This is a genomic window from Frankia torreyi (assembly GCF_000948395.1).
GTDB lineage: Bacteria > Actinomycetota > Actinomycetes > Frankiales > Frankiaceae > Frankia > Frankia torreyi.
Window position 1 is genome coordinate 18,872 of the sequence record NZ_JYFN01000002.1, and the last position, 19,991, is coordinate 38,862.

A 19,991-nucleotide genomic window follows, 5' to 3' on the forward strand; every position below is an offset into this window, starting at 1 on the left:
ATCTGCGCGAGCAGGAGGAGTGCGCAGGGTGCACCCGGCCGAGGAGGACGGTCCGTGGCGGTGCACGGCCCTCGGGGTCTTCTCCGCGGCCGCTGACCCGGACGGCTGCCGGTCCAGGCCGCTGACGCGCCCCGTAGCGGTGAACAGGACCCCGCCCGCGGGTGACACCACCCCGCGGCTGGCGCGTCTGCCGGATGTGCGTGCCTCCGACGCGGCATAATGCACGTGCATATGCGTTTGATGATGCTCGTGCATTCGATGGAGGTCGACCATGGCCGAACGTCCCCCGATCGGGCCGGTGTCACCACCCCCCTTACCGGCCCATCGCCTGGTGATAGTGGTCACCGCGGCGACCACTCTGCTCGGCCTGGCGACACTTGCTGCGGTCACCGTCATCACCCTGGGCTCCGGCGAACCCGTCGCCGCCGCCGTCGTCGCCGGGCTCCCACCGGCGGTCATGAGCCCGTTCGCAGTTGCTCTACCTGCGGTTATCCGAGTCGCCCAGGCAGAGCGGCCACCACGCCGGCGCGGGTACGGGCGGCGGGCGGCCCGAGAGTCCCAGACCCGCCGCGCGCCGCGGGGGCAATGACGCCGCTCCCTCGATTGCCATCGCGGTGACGACGGCGGATCACCGGCAGGGAAGATCGCCTCTACGGTTGAGCGTCGTGCGGGTCATCTGGGCGGCCTTGGCCGCGATCGTCATGTCTGTCGGCCTCCTGGCCGGCTGCAACGCCTCCGCGACCGGTGTACCCCTCAACGCTGCCAGTGGCATCGATACGAGCGCCGCCCTCGGCGGTTCGTCCGTGGGCGCCACCGGCGACTCGTCGGCCGTCACCGGCGGGGCGCTGCCCGTCGCCGCGACGGCGTCGCCCGCATCCTGCGGCGGCAAGGTCACCAATGTGCAGGATGTCCAACGGCTCATCAACGAGCCGGTCGGCTGCCCCGGCGCGCTGAACACGTTCTGGCACGGCGAGTTCGGCGACGCCTGGACGGCGCCGCGCTTCGTCGCCTACCGCGACGGCGAGGTGCCCGACGACGCCTGCGGCCGCGAGGTCAACGACCCCCGCCAGTTCGCCGACAACGCGCTGTACTGCACGCTCGACGACACGGTCGCCTACAGCGTCGACTTTCTCGACGAGCTGGCGCAGGTCGGCGGCCCCACCTACCCGCTGTTCGTCCTCATGCACGAGCTGTCCCACCGCGGCGACCGCATCGGCGGGAACCTGGGGGNCGTCACCCGCGCCGAGGAGAACCAGGCCGACTGCTTCGCCGGGCGGCAGGCCTCCGCCGCGCACGACGCCGGGCGCATCGCCGTCAGCGACGCCCTGCAGGGCGCCCTGCTGTTCTACAGCCTCGGCGACACCCGCGGCGGCTGGTTCGCCCAGGAGCCCGCCAGCGCCCCCGACGCCCATGGCTCCCCCCGCCAGCGCGCCCAGGCGTTCGCCTTCGGCTACCTGCGCGACAGCTCCACCTGCCACACGATCGGCAAGTCCCAGACGGGCGACGTGTCGTTCTGACCACCGGCCTCCACGTCCGCCGTCAATCTGGTGACGCTCGGTAACCATAGGTGCGGCCGGGTTGCGGCGACAGGGTTACGGTCGGTTATGACCTTCAGGGCTGCGTCCGATCAGATCGAGGTTCCCGCCGGGGTGGGTCTGACCGCTGTCGGCATGGCGTGGGTCCGCGCCCGGGAGAGCGCGCGCCGCGACCGGCTCTTCGACGACCCCTACGCGGAGGCGTTCGTCGAGGCGGCCGGGGGCCCCGCCGCGGCCGGCCCCGCCGGCGCCTTCGCCCGCTTCATCGACGTGGTGGACTCCCACGGCGTGCAACGCACCCGCTTCTTCGACGACTACCTGACCCGTGCCGCCGACGACGGCCAACGCCAGCTCGTCCTGCTCGCCGCGGGCCTGGACACCCGTGCCTACCGGCTGTCCTGGCCCGCCGGTACCCGGCTGTTCGAGGTCGACCTGCCGGAGATGCTGACGTTCAAGCAGGCGGTCCTCGACACCCGGCACGCGACCGCGCGCGCCGAGCGGGTCACCGTCCCCGCCGACCTCGCCGGCGACTGGGCGACCGCGCTGACCCGCGCGGGCCTGCGGCCGCGGGAACGCACCACCTGGCTCGTCGAGGGCCTGCTGCCCTACCTCGACGCCGACCAGGCCGGCCGTCTGCTCACCACCGTCGGGGAGCTGTCCGCCCCGGGCAGCCTGCTGGGATTCGAGTACCAGTCCGCCGACACGCGGCTGCTCGACGAGCTGCGCGCCACCCCGGAGCTGGCCGAGTTCGCGACCCTGCTCAAGGGCGGCCTCGACGAGCCCGCCCTCACCTGGCTGCCCCGCCACGGCTGGCAGGTGCTGCGCGCCCGGCTGCGCGCCGAGCTCGCCACCGAGTCCGGCCGCCTCGCGCCCGGCCCGCTCGTCGACGGCTTCCTCGTCGCCATCCGCCGCTGACCGCCATCCGCCATCGGCCGCTGACCGCCATCCGCCGCTGACCGCCATCCGCCGCTGACCGTCATCCGCCATCGGCCGCTGACCGTCACCCGCCGCCGGCCCGCGCCGGCCGGGGCCAGGGCCCGGACAAGACGACGGCCATGGTTCCCCGGGATGACTCTCCCGGGGAACCATGGCCGAGATGCCGCCCGCTACCGGCGGCCGGCGTGGGCCGAGCCGCGGATCAGGGGGCCTGGAAACCGGCCGCGATCAGGACTGCCTCGCCCTTGTCGGAGGTGACGTAGTCCTCCCACGCCTTGCCGCCGGCGGCGTTCTTGCCGGCCTTGAGGGTGGCGATCGGGTAGTCGTTGATGGCCTTCGCCGACTCGGGGNACTCGATACCCGTCACCTTGTCGCCCGCGGCCTTCGCGTCCGTGCGGTAGACCAGCGCCGCGTCGACCTCACCGAGGGTGACCTTCGACAGGGCGGACTTGACGTCCTGCTCGAGGGTGACGGGGGTCAACTGCGTCCCGGCCGCGGCCAGCGCCTTCTTCGCCGCCGCGCCGCAGGGCACCTGCTCGGCGCACAGCGCGACCTTCACGCCCGGCTTCACCAGGTCGGGCAGGTCCTTGATGCCCTTCGGGTTGGCCTTCGGCACGGCGATGACGAGCTGGTTGCGGACGAAGACCTTCGGCGCCGAGGAGTTCTCCCCGGCGTCGGTGACGGTCTTCATCGTGGCCGGGCTCGCCGCGGCGAACACGTCCGCGGGCGCGCCGGAGGTGATCTGCTGGGCCAGCGCGGAACTGCCCGCGAAGGAGAACTTCACGGTGGACCCCGGGTTGGCGGCCTCGAACTGCTTGCCGAGCGTCGTGAACGTCCCGGTCAGCGACGCCGCGGCGAACACCGTGACCGTGCCCGTCACACCGCTGGAGGCACTGGTGGTGGCGGGCGCCGGCGTGGCGGCCGTGCCTCCGTCGCTCCCGCTGCTGCCACACCCGGCGGCGAGCAGACCGGCGCTGGCCACGACCGCCAGCGCCGTCTTCACCCTGCGAAATCTCACGAATCCCCGTTCCTACGCACCACGGTCGGTCGCCGGCGCCATCGCGCGCACGGTCGACCGCCCCCTACGAACATCCACTGTTGGCTGTGCGGTCGGGCGCCTCGATGTCACTCATCGTCACCGAACCGACCTATGGCGACGTCGTCGTCGCCGCGAGCGTCGAGCCGCGCGGAGTACTCCGACGGCGACGGCACCCGCTCGCACCTGCGGATGCCGCTGGTAGGCGATGCCGCAGATGCGAAACTGGATGCATGATAGTGCCGCTTGTACGTTACGACCAGGTGGGGGTGCCTCAAATCCTTCCGCAACTGCGGTCCGGCTCCGGCCGGATCCAGCGCGCGCCGGCGCCTGCGCCCCGGGCGGGCCGGCAGTGAGCTGAGCCCGTCACAGCGGGCTGTGTCCTACGGGAGGCAGGGGCTGTCGTGGCCCGTGACCACGCGCAGCGCGACGAGCGGAACGTCCAGCGTGAGCACGATGCCGATGGCGGTCACGTCGTAGTCGAGGACCCAGGTGGCCGAGGCCTCGGCGACGCCGGCGGGCACGCAGTGCCCGTCCTGCCAGCGCACGCCATCAGCATGATCGGGATGATCGTGCGCGCGAATAGTCACAGAAGCGAGCAAAATGGTCACGCTATGACGGCCGGCCGGGCGCTCATCTGCCGGGCGGTGGTCAGCCGGGCGGTGGTCAGCCGGGCCCCGACGCGCGCACGGCCCGCCCCCTGGTGGGGTGCGGGCCGTGGACGCTGCAGCGAGCGGGCGAGCGGGCGAGCGGGCGAGCGGCCGAGCCGCGTGCGCGGACCCGGGGCGCGGGCGAGCTCAGGGCAGGGCGTGGAAGGTGCGGTCGTGGTAGATCAGCGGCGCCGCGGCGGGGTCGGTCGCGGCCTCCAGGACCTGGCCGACGATGAGGAAGTGGTCGCCGGCCTCGATCGGCGGGCGGGTGGCGCAGCGCAGCCAGGCCCGGCCGCCGTCGAGCAGCGGCTCCCCGGTGGGCAGCGCGGTCCAGCGGGTCGGCTCGGCGAACCGGTCGATGCCACTGCGGGCGAAGCGGCGGGCGACCTCCTCCTGCTCCGAGGAGAGCAGGTTGACGACGAACGTCTCGGCGGTGCGCAGGTGCGGCCAGGCCGACGCGCTCGACGAGATCGCGAAGACGACCATCGGGGGCTCGGCGGACAGCGACGCCAGCGAGGTCGCGGTGAAGCCGACCGGTCCCACGCCGGCGTCCGTCGTGATGACGGCGACGCCCGCCGGGTGACCCCGGAAGACGGTCCGGAACAGGTCGCCGTCGACGGCGCGCGCCCTGGGGGCTCCCTGGGTCTGGCGAAGCGAGGCGGTCATACGGATGCTCCCGAGGTTCGAGGGGCGGACATGGTTCTGAGCGGCGGACATGGTTCTCAGTGGCGGTCGTGGGTGTTGAGCGGCGGATCGGGCTCGGCCGGTGCCATGGACCGCGTCGGTCACGCCGACGGTCGGGCCATCCGACCGATCGTCGCCGCTGCGCCGCGCCCGGTCGGCACGCTCGCCACGACTCGGACCGCGGACCGGCAGGGTCCGGCTCGTGGACGGGCCGGGCTGTCCGCCGCCGCGGGGCTGGGGAGTGGGTCGGACACGTGCTGGTCAGGGCCACCGGCGACGCGTGGCAGGCGCACGGCCGGAGGCGGACGTGTCAACGGGGGGCGAGCCACCCTGCGGGGCCGGGCGGGACGGCGACGGGGCGGGCGGAGCCGTTCGGGACGGCGCAGGTGCCGGAGGCGTTCACGACGGCGGCATCCGCGCGGGACCGGGCCGGGCCTTCCCGGCGGGTCGGTGCGGACGCTCGCGGGATGGGGTGGCCGGGGTGGGGTGACTCAGCGGCAGGGGCGACAGAGATCGCTGTTGCTGTGGCCGAAGTCGACGTGACGCCGGCGCCGCAGACGTGGCTGGTCGTCGCGACCCTCCACAGAGGCGCACGGCGATGCGCCGGCCGTAGGCCACGGAGTGAGCTGCACGCTTCCACACTAAATCCGCGCCAATGGCAGGTCAACGGGCCGATCAGGGCATCCGGACCCCGGTGTGTGGCGGGTGACCTCAACACCGGGATACGCACGGAACGCGGATGGGGACGACTATGACTTCGCTCACTGCCGGCGTGGATCTGTGCACGGTACGGCCCCGCCGATCGCCGTCCGGTCCGCGGGCGGGATGACCGGTGGCGCCCAGCTCGGCCGCTCCCGTCCCGAGGGGCGGTGGTTCACGGCACGCCCGTCATTGTGTTGCTGGTGATATTTGAGATACGGATCGGCTACCGGTCCTGCGCGCACCGCTAACACGGAGCCCGGTCGGAACGAGTGGCGGTAGCACTCCGTGTGGCAGCACGCGAGCAGGGCCGCGTGAATGCGTTCGCGGCCGACCGGAGGGGCTCGCAGCCGAAGTGGAGGGAACCCCCCGGTTGGCTCCGCGACAGCTCGGCCCTGGTAGGTTTCCGCCAGCGGAGAGGTGCTCTTCGGTGAAGGCGCGGGGGGATCGGCCCCGTCCTGACCGCAGCGTTGTCAATGCGGATCGTCCGCACTGATCCTTTGTGTTTATGCGCCACCGGGTAACGGCGGTCTGCGGGGTGCAGGCAGCCGGCCGCACATAATCCCGGATCTGCCGGTGAGAGCGGAGGAGGCGTTGGCGCGCAGCGGTCCAGATGCCGGCACGGGTAGACCTCGGCGCGGTCGAGAGGTGGCTTATGCAGGTGTGGCGGACGAGATTCACCGGGGCGGCGATCGCCGCACTCATGCTGGCTGCCTGTAGTTCCGGTGACTCGTCGGGCGGCACGAATAGCGCGACCGGCACCTGCGCCCCCGGCGTCACCGACGACTCGGTCAAGGTGGGTCTGCTCTATCCGGACACCGGTGTGATGGCGGCGCAGTTCACCGGCTTCCGGGCCGGCGTGACCGCGCGATTCGGTGCGGAGAACGCCGCCGGCGGCGTCGGCAGCCGGAAGATCGACTATGCCTGGCAGGACGACCAGTCCGACCCCCGCGGCAACCTGCAGGGCGCCTGCGAGCTGGTCGCGCAGAACGCCTTCGCCGTCGTCCAGTACTCCGCCGCCTCCCAGCAGTCCATCGACTACCTCGACACCGCGGGCGTGCCCGTGGTCGGGGTGGCCGACCAGCCCGGCTGGGGCCAGCACCAGAACACCTTCAGCGTCACCTTCGCCAGCCAGAACGGCCAGAGCACCACGACCCTCGGCGACTTCGTCCGGCAGCAGGGCGGCACCAGGGCGGCGCTGGCCATCAGCTTCCTCAGCCAGACGGCCAAGCTCTACGCCGACGGCGTCAGCGCCAGCCTGCGTCACGCCGGCATCGGCGTCGTCACCCAGGATGTCGACTCCACCAACACCGCGGACGTCGCACAGAAGATCATCGCCTCGGGTGCCGACACCATCATCGCCGCGGCCCCGCTCGACCTCTACACCGGCGTCCTGGCCGCCGCGGTCAGCGCCGGACACCCGTTCAAGGTCGCCGTCTCCGTCGTCAGCTACGACCCGCGCCTGCTCGCCCCCTACGGCCACCAGCTCGCCGGCAGCTACGCCCAACTCTCCTTCGCGGCTCTCGAACGCGACCGGCCGGTCCAGCGCCAGTTCCTCCAGGCGATGGCCACCTACTCGCCGGAGGTCTCCCCGCCGGGCCAGCAGAGTGCCATCGACGGCTGGTTGAGCGCGGACCTGTTCATCCGTGGCCTGAAAACCCAGCAGGGCTGCCCCACCCGCGACTCCTACATCAAGGGCCTGCGGGCGGTGAGCGACTACGACGCTGACGGAATGATGGTCAACAAGATCAATTTTGGAACAGACCGGGGTAAGCTCGACCTCTGCTATGACTTCGTCCGGGTTGCGAACAGCGGCGACCATTTCGAGGTCGTCAGCCCGCAGCCCCTCTGTGGGGAGCGCATCGAGACGGATCGATGAGGCCGCCGGTGCGCCGCGCCCTGCCGATGCCGATGCCGAGAGCACTCCTCCATCCCAACTCCGGGACAATCTGAGATGGATTTCTCGGTGTTGCGGATTGGTGGCTGCAACGCCCCCGCCGGCGGGATCGAGGAGACTTTTCGGCCCGGTGCCCGTGAGGATCGAACCCGCCGGAGATTCGGCTGGGTTGAGGTCACGGACAGCTTTCTCGGATACGCTGGCGCGGGTTTCGGGACCGGTCCGTCGAAGGTGTTCGCGGCGGCGGGGTCCGCGGCTCTTTCGGCGCGATGTTCCGGGGCGACGCGGTCGCGGTCCAGTGCGGTGGAGGGCCGGTACTCCGGTACTCCTGCGATCTGGATCACTTTGCCGGCGGATCGCCCCAGGTTGCGGGCCTGAGTGCCGCCGTCCAGCCGGCATCCGAGGCCTGGTGGAGTGCCGGCGAACCCCGGGCCGGATCGGCCGGTGCGGATCGTCGTCCCTGATGCGCCGGAAGTTGTCCGTCCCAAGGGTTCGTATACAGCACAATATTCATCGTCTACAGACCGTGAGCGTAGTCGGGTGGCGGGTGGCCCCGTGCCGACGCTCGGGTGAGCGTCGCTGACCCCCGACGGAGAAGGCTGGGTGGAGCCCGTTGCAAATTTCCTGAGGCGATGCCTAAGGGCGCGGATGGGAAGCGGAGAGCACCCCCCGGCTGGCTCCGGCGTGGCTCCCCCCTGATAGGTTTTCGCCGACGAAGTTCGGTGATCTTCAGTGAAGATGTCGGAGGATGGGACCTGTACTGACTGCTGTGCTGCGGTGAACAAGTCGTCCGCACTGATCTGGTAGACGTTGATGCGCTACGCGGCGGTGGCGGTTCTCGCGGCGAGTTCGCTCGCCGACCCCGATCGCGCACGTGCGGCCGGGATCGGAAATTCATCAGCGCAGAGGGGTCGGCCACGGGCTCGGGAAACCTCGGCGCGATCGAGAGGCGGATTCGACGGGTGTGGCGCACGAGGCTGGGCGTGGCGGCGATCGCTGCGGTGACAATGCTGGCGGCCTGTAGTTCCGGGGACTCGTCGGACAGCGGAAGGTCCGCGTCCGGCTCGTGCGCTCCGGGCGTGACCGACAGTGCGATCAAGGTGGGTCTGCTCTATCCGGACACCGGCGTGATGGCGGCGCAGTTCACCGGCTTCCGGGCCGGCGTGAACGCCCGCTTCAGCGCCGAGAACGCGGCCGGCGGCGTCGACGGCCGGAAGATCGACTATGCCTGGCAGGACGACCAGTCCGACCCCCGCGGCAACCTGCAGGGCGCCCGCGAGCTGGTCGCCCAGAACGCTTTCGCCGTCGTCCAGTACACCGCGGTGTCCCAGCAGTCCGTCGCCTACCTCGACAAGGCGGGCGTGCCGGTGATCGGCGCCGCCGACCAGCCCGGCTGGGCGGCGCACCGCAACACCTTCACCGTCACCCTGACGAGCCAGACGGGCCAGAGCACGACGACGATCGGCGACTTCGTCCGCCAGCAGGGCGGCACCAAGGCCGCGGTGGTCGTCAGCTTCCTCAGCGAGACCGCCAAGCTCTACGCGGACGGAGTGACGAAGAGCCTGCAGCACGCGGGCATCGACGCGGTCACCCAGGACGTCGACGGCACCAACGCCGCCGACGTCGCCCGCAAGATCATCTCCTCCGGGGTCGACACGATCATCGCCGCGGCGCCGCTCGACCTCTACACCGGTGTCCTGGACGCCGCCGTCGGCGCCGGGCACCCGTTCAAGGTCGCCGTGTCCGCCGTCAGTTATGACCCGCGCCTGCTCGCCCCCTACGGGCGGCAGCTCGCCGGCACCTACGCGTCGCTCTCCTACGCCGCGTTGGAGCGCAACCGGCCGGTCCAGCGCCGGTTCCTGCAGGCGATGGCGGACTACTCCCCGGAGGTCTCCCCGCCCGGCCAGCAGAGCACCATCATCGGCTGGCTGAGCGCGGACCTGTTTATCCGTGGACTGAAGACTCAGCACGGCTGTCCTACCCGCGAGTCCTACATGAAGGGCCTGCGTGGGGTGACCGACTACGATGCCGACGGGATGCTGGTCAATAAGATCAATTACGCCACCGATCAGGGCCAGCTCGATCCGTGCTTCGACTTCGTCCGGGTCGCCGGAAGCGGTGACCATTTCGAGGTCGTGACCCCACAGCCACTCTGTGGCCAACGCTTCGACACCGGCCAGTGATGCGGGAAGTCGGGCCCGCGCGTTGATGTGATAGAAGGACATTACGGCGGGGCGTAGGCGAAGATATGGGCCGGCCATCCGATCCGGATGGTGTGGTCTGGCGGGAGCGCAGGCGTCACAGTGACGACCGGCGGTGTCGAGAACTATCCGACCGGTTCTCGGTGAGGATCGAACTCGCTAGAGTTCGGACTGGGGTGATGCTGTGGGCAGCTTTCTCGGATACGCCGTCATCAGTCTTGGGGCCGGCGCACTGTATGCCTTTGTGGCGGCGGGTCTGCTGCTGATCCACCGGGGTTCGGGAGTGCTGAACCTCGGGCAGGGCGCGCTGGTGATGTTCGCGGCCTATCTGTTCCACGAGGCCGGTGACGGGTGGGGGCTGCCGACCGCGCTTGCCGCTGCCGTCGTCGTCGTGCTCACCGGGGCGGTCGCGCTGCTGTTTCACGTGGCCGTGCTGCGGCCGATGCGCCATGCCGCGCCGCTCAACCGGGTCGTTGCCACCCTGGGCCTGCTCATCGTCCTGCAGGCCGCGGTGGTGCTGGCCTTCGGCGGGCAGAGCCGCTCGGTGCCGTCGTTCCTGCCGCAGTCCGTCGTCGAGGTGTTCGGCAAGCCCGTCGGGGTGCACGTCTTCGTCCGCCTCGGTGTCGTCATCGCCCTGGTCGCGGCGCTGTGGGCGTTCTTCCGGTACACCACCGCCGGGGCGGTCACCACCGCCGTCGCCGAGGGGCCGGCCGCGGCGGCGACGCTCGGCTGGTCGGCCGACGCGGTCGCCGGGGCCTGCTGGTTCGGTGGCGGGGTGCTCGCCGGCCTCGCCGGTGTCCTGCTCGCCCCGCTGCAGAACCCGCTGTCGTCGACGAGCCTGGTCCTGCTGGTCGTTCCCGCGCTGGCGGTGGCGCTCGCCGCCGGGTTCCGCTCGTTCCCGCTCGCGCTCGTCGGCGGGCTGCTGCTGGCGCTGGTCGAACTCCAGCTCCAGGTGCACCTGACCGGCCCGCACGACTGGGCGCAGGGCCTCGACAGCGCCCTGCCGGTCGTCGTCATCATCGTGCTGCTCGTCGTGCGGGGCAGCAACATTCCCGACCGCGCCCACCAGGCCGAGGACCGCCCGCCGCTCGGCTCCGGAGCGATCAACCTCCCGGTGCTGGTCGGCGGGTTCGCCCTGCTGGTGGCGCTCGTCTGGCTGGTGCTGCCCGATCCGTGGGTCAACGCGGTCGCCCTCCAGGCCGGGTACGCGCTGATCCTGCTGTCGCTGGTGGTCCTCGTCGGCTACGCCGGCCAGCTCTCGCTGGCCCAGAGCGCGCTGGCCGGGATCGCCGCGCTGGTCGCGGGGCGCCTGGTGGCGGCCGAGGGCTGGCCGTTCGCCGCCGCCCTGGTGATCGGCGTGCTGGCCACCACCGCCGTCGGCGTGCTGTTCGCCCTGCCGGCGCTGCGCACCCGCGGCCTGCAGCTCGCCGTGGTCACTCTGGGCCTCGGTGTCACCGTCAGCGCGATCCTGTTCCAGCGCGGCTACTCCTCACCTCCCGCGGACGGCCAGAGCTCCTCGATCTTCGGGGACGTGCTCGACCAGCAGGGCACCGTCGTCGCCACCGCCGACGCCCCGCTGCACTTCCTCGGCATCCCGGTCGACCGCACCGACGATCCGCGCGCCTACGCCACCCTGGCGCTGATCCTGCTGCTGCTCGCGGGGCTCGCGGTGTCCGCGGTGCGCCGCGGCCGGGCCGGGCGGCGGCTCATCGCGGTGCGCACCAACGAACGGGCGGCGGCGTCGCTGGGCATCAGCGTGTTCGCGGCGAAGATCTACGCCTTCGCGCTGTCCGCGGCCATCGCCGGGCTCGGGGGGGTGCTGCTCGCCTTCGCCAACCGCAACATCAGCTATGACGACGGGAACTTCCTGCCGTTCACCGGCATCCTCGTCGTCGCCTACGCCGTCGTCGGCGGCGTCGGCTACATCAGCGGCGCCGGGATCGGCGCCCTGCTCGCGCCGGGCACCCTCGGTCAGCAGCTCGCCGGCTGGCTGTCCGACCGCTTCGGCGGCTCCACCGCGCTGCCGCGCACCGTCGGCGCCGTGCTCGCCGGCCTGTTCGGGTACGGGCTCGGCGGGCTCGCCCGCGGCCAGGTCGACCGGTCCCGGCGCGCCGGCGCGGCCCGGTGGGCGCGCTGGCTGCCGGCCGGCGCCCTGGTCGTCCTCGCGGTGCTGGGCGTACTGTTCGGCGACCGGCTCACCGACTGGCTGCGCGAGATCGACCGCTACCTGCCGCTGATCGGCGGGATCATCCTGCTGCTGGTGCTGATCCGTTCCGGGGGCACGGGGCTCGCCGGCGGCCTGGCCGGCCGGGCCCGTCTGCCGCTGCCCGCCCCCGTCGCCGCTCGGCTGGGCCGCCCCGACACCGCGTTCGCCGGCCCTGCCCCGGCGCCGGTCACCGTCGTCGAGGCGCCGACCGAGGCTGTGACGACCGGAGCTGTGACGACCGGAGCTGTGACGACCGAGGCTGTGACGACCGGGGCCGTCGTCCCGGCCGCCGCGGACGTGGCCCCGCCGCCGGAAGCCGAGGCCACGCGAGAGGTGTTGCGGGTGCGGCCGGCGACGCTGACCGTCGAGGGCATCACGGTGCGCTGGGGCGGCGTCGTCGCCGTGGACAGCGTCGGGTTCGAGGTGGCGCCGGGCACCGTCGTCGGGCTCATCGGGCCCAACGGCGCAGGCAAGACGACGATCGTCGACGCCATCACCGGGTACGCGGCGACGGCGGCGGGCACGGTCCGGGTGGGCGACACCAGCCTGGACGGGCTACGGGCGCATCGCCGGGTGCGGGCAGGGGTGAGCCGGTCGTTCCAGAACCTCGAACTGTTCGAGGACCTCACCGTCGCGGAGAACCTGCGCGCCGCCAGCGACCCGCGCGACCTCGCCGCCTACATCACCGGCCTGGTCTGGCCGGGCAACCGCCCGCTGAGTGCACCCGCCCAGGCCGCGGTCCGCGAGTTCGGCCTGGCCGACGCGCTGGACACCCAGGTGTCGGCGCTGTCCTACGGGCGCCGCCGGCTGGTGGCGATCGCCCGCGCCGTCGCGACCGCGCCGTCCGTGCTGCTGCTCGACGAGCCGGCGGCCGGTCTGGACGAGCACGAGAGCGCCGAGCTCGCCGCCCTCGTACGCCGCCTGGCGGACGAGTGGGGAATCGCCGTCCTGCTCATCGAGCACGACATGCCGTTCGTCATGGGAGTCTGCGACCGCCTGGTGGTCCTCGAGTTCGGCCGCAGGATCGCCGAGGGCGCGCCGGCGGACATCCAGGCCGATCCCGCCGTCATCGCCGCCTACCTCGGCCGCCCCGACGAGCCGACCGCGGACGGCGCCGCCGACGACCAGGCGGGCAGCGCCACCGAGACCGCCCCGGCTGATGATCCGCCGGCGGCGGTGGATCAGGCTGCCGCAGCGGAGTCGTCGGCGCCGGCGGTCGAGCCGGTGGTCGAGGAGTCGTCGGCGCCGGCGGACGAGCCTGTCGTCGAGGAGCCGCCGGCGGTGGCGGCTGAGGCTGTCGCGGCGAACGAGCCTGCGGTCGCGGAGACTCCTGCCGTCGCGGACGAGGCTGTCCTCGCGGATGAGGCGGTCCCCGTGGATGAGGCCGCCGCGCAGGGCGAGGGGGCCGCCGCGGACGGAGTGGGCGCCGGCGGTACCGAGGAGGAGATCGTCGTGGCCCAGGCCAGCGCACCGGAGCAGACGGCCGGCGATGGTGCCGGACCCGACCAGACGGCCGGCGATGGCGCCGGACCCGACCAGACGGCCGGCGATGGTGCCGGACCGGAGCAGACGGCCGGCGACGAGAACGGCTCGGCCGGCGACGCGGCGGTCGGGGACGGGAAGGACGGTGCGGCGCTGGCCGCGCCGGTCGGTGAGGCGGCGGCGGCGCCGCCCGTGGCTGGAGGTGCCAGGTGAGCGTCGTCGGATGCCGCCAGCTTGCCGTCGGGTACGGCGCCGGGCCTGTCGTGGTCGGTCTCGACCTCGAGGTGGCCCGCGGGGAGGTGGTGGCGTTGCTCGGGCCGAACGGCGCCGGCAAGACCACCACGCTGATGGCGCTGGCCGGCGCCCTGACCCCCGACGAGGGGATCGTCACCTGGCAGGGGGAGGCGACCACGGCGCCGCTGCACCGGCGGGCCCGGCAGGGCCTCGGCGTGGTGCTCGAGGAACGGGCCGTCACCCCGTCGCTGACCGTCCGCCAGAACCTGCGCATCGGCGGCGTGGATCCGTTGGCCGCGCTGGCCGACTTCCCCGAGCTCACCGAGCATCTCGACCGCCGTGCCGGTCTGCTCTCCGGCGGCCAGCAGCAGTTGCTCACCCTGGCCCGGGTGCTGGCCCGCCGGCCGGTGGCGCTGCTCGCCGACGAGCTCTCGCTCGGCCTCGCGCCGCAGGTGGTGGCCCGTCTGCTGGGCGCCATCCGCGCCGCCGCCGACGACGGGCTCGCCGTGCTGCTCGTCGAGCAACACGTCCGCGCGGCGCTGCGCGTCGCGGACCGGGCCGTGGTGCTCAGCCGCGGGCGGGTTCGCTGGTCGGGACCGGCCGCCCAGGCCCGCGCGGACCCGGCGCTCGTCGAACAGAGCTATCTCACCTGACCGCCTGACCGCCCCCGTCCGTGCCCCGGACGGAACGTCTCACCGATCCTGGAGGAACACGCATATGCCAGACGACACCGCGGGCGCGGCGGCGCCCGCCGACGGCGGCCACGGCCTGCGAGCCGCGACGCTGGACTGGGTCGAGTTCGAACGCCAGCGCGCCGAGGACCCGCGGGCCTACTTCTCCCGGCTGCGGGAGAAGTGCCCGGTGGACTACGACGAGGGACACGATGGCTGGATCCAGATCCTGCGCCGGTCCGACATCGACGAGGTCCTGCGCAATCCCGAGGTGTTCTCCAACCTCATCCCCGAACTGATGAGCAGCCCGCTGCCCGCCATCCCGATGGGCGTCGACCCGCCCGACCACGCCAAGTACCGGCGCATCCTCGACCCGCTGTTCTCTCCGCGGCGGATGGCCGTGCTGGAGGCCGAGGTCGTGGCGAACACGGTCGCCACGATCGAGAGCTTCCTCGACCGCGGCGCCTGCGACTTCGCCACCGACCTCGCCGTCCCGCTGCCCTGCTCGGTGTTCCTCACCCTGTTCGGGCTGCCGCAGTCCGAGCTGCCGGCCCTGCTGCACATGAAGGACGCGATCATCCGTCCGGAGTCGCTCACCGACGACCCCGACGAGAGGGTGCGGATCCAGACCGAGGCCGGCACGCAGGCGTTCACCCTGTTCGGGACGGTCCTCGCGCAGCGGCGCGCCGAGCCCCGGGACGATCTCATCACCGAGCTGCTCAAGGCTGAGATCGAGGGCCGGCCGCTGACCGAGCCGGAGCTGCTCGGGATCTGCTTCATGCTCATGATGGCCGGGCTGGACACCGTCACCATCAGCCTCACCTGCATTCTTGCCTACCTGCTGGAGCATCCCGAGGCGCGGCGCGCGATCGTCGCCGACCCGGAGAAGATCCCGACCGTCGTCGAGGAGCTGCTGCGCTGGGAGACCCCGGTGATAGCCGTCCCGCGGATCACCACCCGCGACACCGAGATCGCCGGCTGCCCGATCAAGAAGGGCGAGATGGTCCACGTGATGCTGGCCTCGGGCAACCTCGACCCGGACGCGGACCCGCGGGCCGGCGTCGTCGACCTCGACCGCGCCGACAAGCGGCACCTGGCCTTCGGCGGCGGGCCGCACCGCTGCCTGGGCTCCCACCTGGCCCGGATGGAGCTGCGCACCGTGCTGCGCGAGTGGCACCGACTCATCCCCGAGTACTCCCTGGCGCCGGGGGCGAGCATCACCTGGAACGGCCACACGCTGCGCGGCCTGGACTCGCTGGCGCTGACCTGGCCGACGGATGCGGGGCAGGCATGAGGCTCACGATCGACACCGCCCGCTGCCAGGGGCACGGGCGGTGTTACGACCTCGCCCCGGAGCTGTTCACCGACGACGACAGCGGCTACGGCGAGGTGACCGTTGCGGACGTGCCGGCCGACCGGGTGGAACTGGCCCGGCGGGCGGCGGAGGCCTGCCCGGAGCGGGCCGTGCTGCTCGACGGGGTGTAGAGCGTCCCGGCGGGATGTAGAGCGTCCCGGCCGCGGCGGCCGGCCGGCCCCGCGGGGGGCCGGCCGGCGGGACGGTGGCGGTCGGGTGGAGGAACGGCGGCGAGTTGAGAGTGGGTTCGGGCGAGAGATGATGAGGAAGACGATGCGGTCCAGAAGCGCGATGGCGGCGCTGGCGGTGGGGGCCACGCTGGCCCTGGCCGCGTGTGGTTCGTCCGGAACGACGGGGGAGTCGTCGCCGGCCACGGACGGCCCGAAGGCCAGCCCGGTGAAGCTGCTGTCCATCGTGCCGCTGACGACGCCGACGACGAACTTCCCGGAGCAGGCCGGAGCGGCGAAGGCCGCCGTGCGCGCGCTGAACAAGCGCGGCGGCATCAACGGCCATCCCGTGCAGATCGACGTGTGCGACTCGAAGAACGACCAGGCGGCGGGCGAGGCCTGCGCCCAGAAGGCGGTGAGCGGCAAGTACCTCGCCGTCGTCTCCGCCTTCAGCACCGCGGGCGGCATCAACGCCATCCTGGAGAAGGCCGGAATCCCCAGCATCGGCAGCTCGGGCATCGCCGGCGACGGCTCGGACCTCACCTCGAAGATCAGCTTCGTCTACCAGCCGGCGTCGACGTACTACGAGGCCGTCTGCGCGCCGCTGCTCAAGAACACCGCCAAGATCAGCAAGATGGGGGTCGTCAACTACGACATCGCCGCGGCCTCCCGCCTCGGGGCGCTGGCCGGGCTCGGCGGCAAGTCCGCCGGGGTCGGCACCCAGGAGATCAAGGTGCCGGTGACGACGAGCGACTACGCTCCGGTCGCGGCCCGGATCACCGACGCCGGCGCGCAGGGCGTCACGATGGGCCTGGCCGAGGCCAGCGCGATCGGCCTCATCCAGGCCGGCGGGGACAAGCTGAACTACTGCAACGCCGCGGGCACCATCTCGGACGCGAACCTGGTCAAGCTCGGGCCCGCGGCGAAGAACTTCTACGCCGTCGGCGCCTTCCCGCTGTTCAACCAGAGCGCGAAATACCCGGAGCTGACCCGGCTGCAGTCCGAGCTCGACGCGGACTTCGCCGCCGGCGACAAGGACGCGGCGAAGAACCTGCGCCACTCCACCTCCACCATCGGCGGCTGGCTGGCGGTCCAGATCGTCGAACAGGTCGGCAAGAAGGTCACCGGTGACCTCACCGCCAAGTCCCTGCTGGCGCAGCTCAACCAGACCAAGGGCCTGGACCTGCAGCTCGTCCCGCCGTTGGACTTCACCAAGACCAACCCGGTCCCCGGCCTGACCCGGCTGTTCAACAACACCCTGCTGGGCCAGCGCTGGGACTCGACGAAGAAGACCTTCCTCGCCACCGGCACGTCCTACGACGGCCAGAAGATCCTGACCGCCGGCGCGAAGTGACCCCGTCGGGTCCCGTCCGCGGGACCCGACGCTAGCCGGCCCCGGCCGGCAAGCCCTGGGCCGGGCCGGCTCCCGAAATGGGGGTCGGCCCGGCCCAGGGCGTTCCCGGCACCTCCCGGCACCTCCCGGCACCTCCCGGCACCTCCCGGCACCTCCCGGCACCTCCCGGCACCTCCCGGCACCTCCCGGCTGGGACCCCGGCGATCGGGGACCTGTCAGTTGGGCCGGCTACCAGTGCGGCGGCATTGCGGTGCGATGCGCACGATCCCCGGGCTCAGACCGTGCAAAACGCACCGCGACCTGCCCGCCCGGCTTCGGACTCACTCCTCTGGCTTTTCCGGTCAGAACGCGGCCAGATCGTGCCGAGGCTTAGGTACGGTTTTCGGGCTGAAAAGTGGCACAAGCCCTCGGCGCGATTCCGTGCACAGACAGGCACAGGCAGACACGGGCAGGCGCGAAGGCGCTTTCGTCTGCGAGCACCGGTCCCGAGTCGGACGCCTGGTGTTCCGCGGAACCGCGCCGTGCTGCCGGGCACGACCTCGACTTCCACGATCTTGCCCTCACCTGCACACCTCGACGGTGAGGATCAGGGAACGCGACAGGCCCCCACGGTCACAACCACATACGCGGACTAGGGCACCGTCGTGGCGGCCGGCGGCTGCGGGTCGGGCACGCCGTGGGCGAGCAGGAAGGTGCGCACGCCGGCCTCCACGGCGCGGCGCACGACGTCGTCCGCCGCCGGGCGGGTGCCGTTCTCGGTCAGCTCGGGGATCTGCGCGTTGATCAGTGCGAAGAACTGGCGGGCGGCGAGCGCCGGGTCGGCGACCTGCAGCAGCCCGGCGTTGCCGAGCATCGCCAGGCGTCCGGTGAGCGCGTCGAGGATCGGGTCGCCGGCCTTCTCCCGCACCGTGCGGTAGATCTCGGGATCGCGGACCGACTCGGCGGCGATCGTGCGGTACAGGAACATCGAGCAGGTGCTGCGCTGGCACTCCACCAGCGCTACGCCCACCTCGAACAGGCTCGCCTGCCAGCGCTCGGGGGAGACGTCCAGGGCCTGCAGCACCCGCAGCGCGTCACCGTTCTGCTCGACGGCGGAGTCGGCGACCGACTCGCGGAACAGGTTCTCCTTGCCGCCGAAGTAGCTGTAGATGGTCGGCTTGGACACCCCGGCCGCGGTGGCGATCGCGTCCACGCTCGCCCGCTCGTACCCCTGCGTGCCGAAGATCGGTGCTGCGGCGTCGAGGATGGCCCGGCGCTTGTCGATCCCGCGCTGCCGTCCCGCCATCGGGCCCCACCCTCACCTCTGCGCCGCCGCTGCCGTCCTTACTGTAGGCCCTCCTGTCCTTACTAAACCGTGTAGTTTAATCTGGTCTCATGAGCGTAAAGGAAGCCTCCGGGGAGCCCGCCGCCACGGCGCCCGACCCGGCAGCCGTCCCCGCGGCCAGCCCGACGCCGGCATCCGGGTCGGGGGTGCGCACCGGCCCGGCCCTGGTCGCGCTCGCCGGCGCGGCGCTGCTCGCCGTGCTCGACGGCACCGTCGTCGCGGTGGCCCTCGCCCCGCTGGCCGACGCCTTCTCCGCCCCGCTGACCACCGTCGTGTGGGTGACGATCGCCTACCTGCTCGCCGCGGCGACGGCGCTGCCGCTGCTGGGCTGGGCGAGCGCCCGCTTCGGCGGGCGCGCGGTGTTCCTCGCCGGTCTCGGCCTGTTCCTGCTCGGCTCGCTGCTGTGCACGCTGGCCCGCTCGCCGGGGATGCTCATCGGCTTCCGGGTGCTCCAGGGATTCGGCGGCGGGCTGCTCGAACCGAGCGCGATGACCCTGTCCGCGGCGCTGGCCACCCGGGAGTCGATGGGGCGGGCGCTCGGCGTGATGTCCACGGTCGTCAACGTCGCGCCCGCGGCCGGCCCGATCCTCGGTGGTCTGCTGCTGGAGACCGGCCACTGGCAGTGGCTGTTCGCGGTCAACTTCCCGCTCGGGCTGCTGGTCGGCGCCGCCACCCTGGCCTACGTCCCCGCCCGCCGGCCCGACCCCGCCCCGACCCGCCCCGGCGCCGACCTACGCGGCCTGGTCCTGCTCACCGCGGGTTACCTCGGCGTGCTGTTCGCGGTCAACCGGGCCGGCGCGCACCCCGGCGACTGGCCGGTCCTCGCCGCCGCGGCGGGGGGGATCGTCCTGCTCGCCGCCTACGTCCGCCACGCGTTCACCACGACCGCCACCCCCGCCCTCGACCTGCGGCTGCTGCGCCGGCCCGGATTCGCCGCGAGCATCGCCGTGATGAGCCTGGTCGGACTGGTCATGTACGGGCAGACCACGGCACTGCCGGTGGTCGGCCTCGACCAGCACGGCCTGCACGGCCTCGACCAGGGGCTGCTGGTCTGCGCCCTCGGGCTGGGGCTGCTCGTGTCGATGACGACCGGCGGGCGGATCAGCGACCGCCTCGGCGCGCGCTCCCTCGTACGTGCCGGCGCCGGCGCCACCACCGTGCTGCTGGCCACCTTCGCGGCGACCGCCGAGCACATCCCGCTCGCCGCCGCGTGCGCGCTGTTCGTCGCCGTCGGGCTGAGCTTCGGCCTCACCGCCTCACCGACCGTGGCCAGCCTGTACCGCACGCTGCCGCCGGTCGAGCAGCCGCAGGGCACCACCTCGATCTTCATGGCGGTGCAGCTCGCCGCGTCGCTGGGCGTCGCCCTGCTGAGCCTGCTGCAGTCGCGCGCCGGCACCGACTGGGTGACGCCCCTGTTCGCCCTGTTCGCCGCGGCCGCCGCCGGCATCGGCCTGCTCGCCGGCCGGCTGCCCGGCCGGCCCGGCTGACCCGCCCGTCCCGCCGGGCCAGTCCGTCATCGGCGAGCCGGCGGAGTCCACATCGCCGTCACATCCGGCGGGTC

The 19,991-nt window shown here is 72.5% G+C and carries 12 protein-coding genes and 3 pseudogenes; 10 read left to right on the forward strand and 5 right to left on the reverse strand.

From position 1 onward, the window contains the following. Window positions 1–1,231 precede the first annotated feature (1,231 nt). Both FF36_RS36735 and FF36_RS01295 read left to right on the forward strand, forming a co-directional pair. Window positions 1,232–1,517, forward strand: a pseudogene (locus FF36_RS36735) (neutral zinc metallopeptidase); the annotation flags it as partial. A gap of 87 nt (window positions 1,518–1,604) precedes the next feature. Beyond that, window positions 1,605–2,450, forward strand: a complete 846-nt coding sequence (locus tag FF36_RS01295; RefSeq protein WP_044883092.1) for an SAM-dependent methyltransferase — start codon at window positions 1,605–1,607, stop codon at window positions 2,448–2,450. 223 nt (window positions 2,451–2,673) lie between these two features. Here FF36_RS01295 and FF36_RS36740 read toward each other — a convergent pair. From FF36_RS36740 to FF36_RS01305, 4 genes and pseudogenes are all read right to left on the reverse strand, one after another. Beyond that, window positions 2,674–2,821 (reverse strand): annotated as a pseudogene (locus tag FF36_RS36740) (molybdate ABC transporter substrate-binding protein); the annotation flags it as partial. Window position 2,822: 1 nt separating this feature from the next. Beyond that, a pseudogene (gene modA / locus FF36_RS36745) lies at window positions 2,823–3,489 on the reverse strand (molybdate ABC transporter substrate-binding protein); the annotation flags it as partial. A gap of 401 nt (window positions 3,490–3,890) precedes the next feature. After that, window positions 3,891–4,118 carry a hypothetical protein gene (locus FF36_RS35295; protein WP_206778438.1) on the reverse strand — a complete coding sequence of 76 codons (228 nt, stop codon included), beginning with the start codon at window positions 4,116–4,118 and terminating at the stop codon, window positions 3,891–3,893. Between the two features lie 186 nt (window positions 4,119–4,304). Further along, entirely contained in the window at window positions 4,305–4,823 is a 519-nt protein-coding gene (locus FF36_RS01305) for a flavin reductase family protein (RefSeq protein ID WP_044883094.1), read from the reverse strand. 1,372 nt (window positions 4,824–6,195) lie between these two features. On the opposite strand from FF36_RS01305, the gene FF36_RS01310 reads away from it, so the two are divergent. From FF36_RS01310 to FF36_RS01340, 7 genes are all read left to right on the forward strand, one after another. Next, window positions 6,196–7,419, forward strand: a complete 1,224-nt coding sequence (locus FF36_RS01310; protein ID WP_044883095.1) for an ABC transporter substrate-binding protein — start codon at window positions 6,196–6,198, stop codon at window positions 7,417–7,419. 1,097 nt (window positions 7,420–8,516) lie between these two features. Beyond that, entirely contained in the window at window positions 8,517–9,620 is a 1,104-nt protein-coding gene (locus FF36_RS01315; RefSeq protein ID WP_052680884.1) for an ABC transporter substrate-binding protein, read from the forward strand. A gap of 202 nt (window positions 9,621–9,822) precedes the next feature. Continuing rightward, the gene (locus tag FF36_RS01320; RefSeq protein WP_044883096.1) at window positions 9,823–13,539 is read left to right on the forward strand and encodes an ABC transporter permease subunit; all 3,717 of its coding nucleotides are present in this window, start codon (window positions 9,823–9,825) and stop codon (window positions 13,537–13,539) included. Continuing rightward, window positions 13,536–14,213, forward strand: a complete 678-nt coding sequence (locus tag FF36_RS01325) for an ABC transporter ATP-binding protein (protein WP_044883097.1) — start codon at window positions 13,536–13,538, stop codon at window positions 14,211–14,213. The genes FF36_RS01320 and FF36_RS01325 overlap by 4 nt, the downstream gene beginning before the upstream one ends. A 64-nt stretch (window positions 14,214–14,277) precedes the next feature. Continuing rightward, complete coding sequence (locus FF36_RS01330; protein WP_044883098.1) at window positions 14,278–15,525, forward strand: cytochrome P450; 1,248 nt, start codon at window positions 14,278–14,280, stop codon at window positions 15,523–15,525. Beyond that, on the forward strand, window positions 15,522–15,716 hold the full coding sequence (locus FF36_RS01335) for a ferredoxin (protein ID WP_011604962.1): 195 nt from the start codon (window positions 15,522–15,524) through the stop codon (window positions 15,714–15,716). The genes FF36_RS01330 and FF36_RS01335 overlap by 4 nt, the downstream gene beginning before the upstream one ends. Before the next feature lie 142 nt (window positions 15,717–15,858). Next, window positions 15,859–17,106, forward strand: coding sequence for an ABC transporter substrate-binding protein (locus FF36_RS01340; protein WP_082121612.1), 1,248 nt, complete (start codon window positions 15,859–15,861; stop codon window positions 17,104–17,106). Between the two features lie 631 nt (window positions 17,107–17,737). Here FF36_RS01340 and FF36_RS01345 read toward each other — a convergent pair. Next, complete coding sequence (locus FF36_RS01345; protein ID WP_044883099.1) at window positions 17,738–18,391, reverse strand: TetR/AcrR family transcriptional regulator; 654 nt, start codon at window positions 18,389–18,391, stop codon at window positions 17,738–17,740. Window positions 18,392–18,480: 89 nt separating this feature from the next. Here FF36_RS01345 and FF36_RS01350 point away from each other — a divergent pair, with 89 nt between their 5' ends. Then, window positions 18,481–19,917 carry an MFS transporter gene (locus tag FF36_RS01350; RefSeq protein ID WP_236705901.1) on the forward strand — a complete coding sequence of 479 codons (1,437 nt, stop codon included), beginning with the start codon at window positions 18,481–18,483 and terminating at the stop codon, window positions 19,915–19,917. The last annotated feature ends 74 nt before the right edge of the window (window positions 19,918–19,991 follow it).

Coding starts and splice junctions, on each gene's coding strand:
- FF36_RS01295 (WP_044883092.1), top strand. CDS start 1,605: ATGACCTTCAGGGCTGCGTCCGATCAGATCGAGGTTCCCGCCGGGGTG.
- FF36_RS01305 (WP_044883094.1), bottom strand. CDS start 4,823: ATGACCGCCTCGCTTCGCCAGACCCAGGGAGCCCCCAGGGCGCGCGCC.
- FF36_RS01310 (WP_044883095.1), top strand. CDS start 6,196: ATGCAGGTGTGGCGGACGAGATTCACCGGGGCGGCGATCGCCGCACTC.
- FF36_RS01330 (WP_044883098.1), top strand. CDS start 14,278: ATGCCAGACGACACCGCGGGCGCGGCGGCGCCCGCCGACGGCGGCCAC.
- FF36_RS01335 (WP_011604962.1), top strand. CDS start 15,522: ATGAGGCTCACGATCGACACCGCCCGCTGCCAGGGGCACGGGCGGTGT.
- FF36_RS01340 (WP_082121612.1), top strand. CDS start 15,859: ATGCGGTCCAGAAGCGCGATGGCGGCGCTGGCGGTGGGGGCCACGCTG.
- FF36_RS01345 (WP_044883099.1), bottom strand. CDS start 18,391: ATGGCGGGACGGCAGCGCGGGATCGACAAGCGCCGGGCCATCCTCGAC.
- FF36_RS01350 (WP_236705901.1), top strand. CDS start 18,481: ATGAGCGTAAAGGAAGCCTCCGGGGAGCCCGCCGCCACGGCGCCCGAC.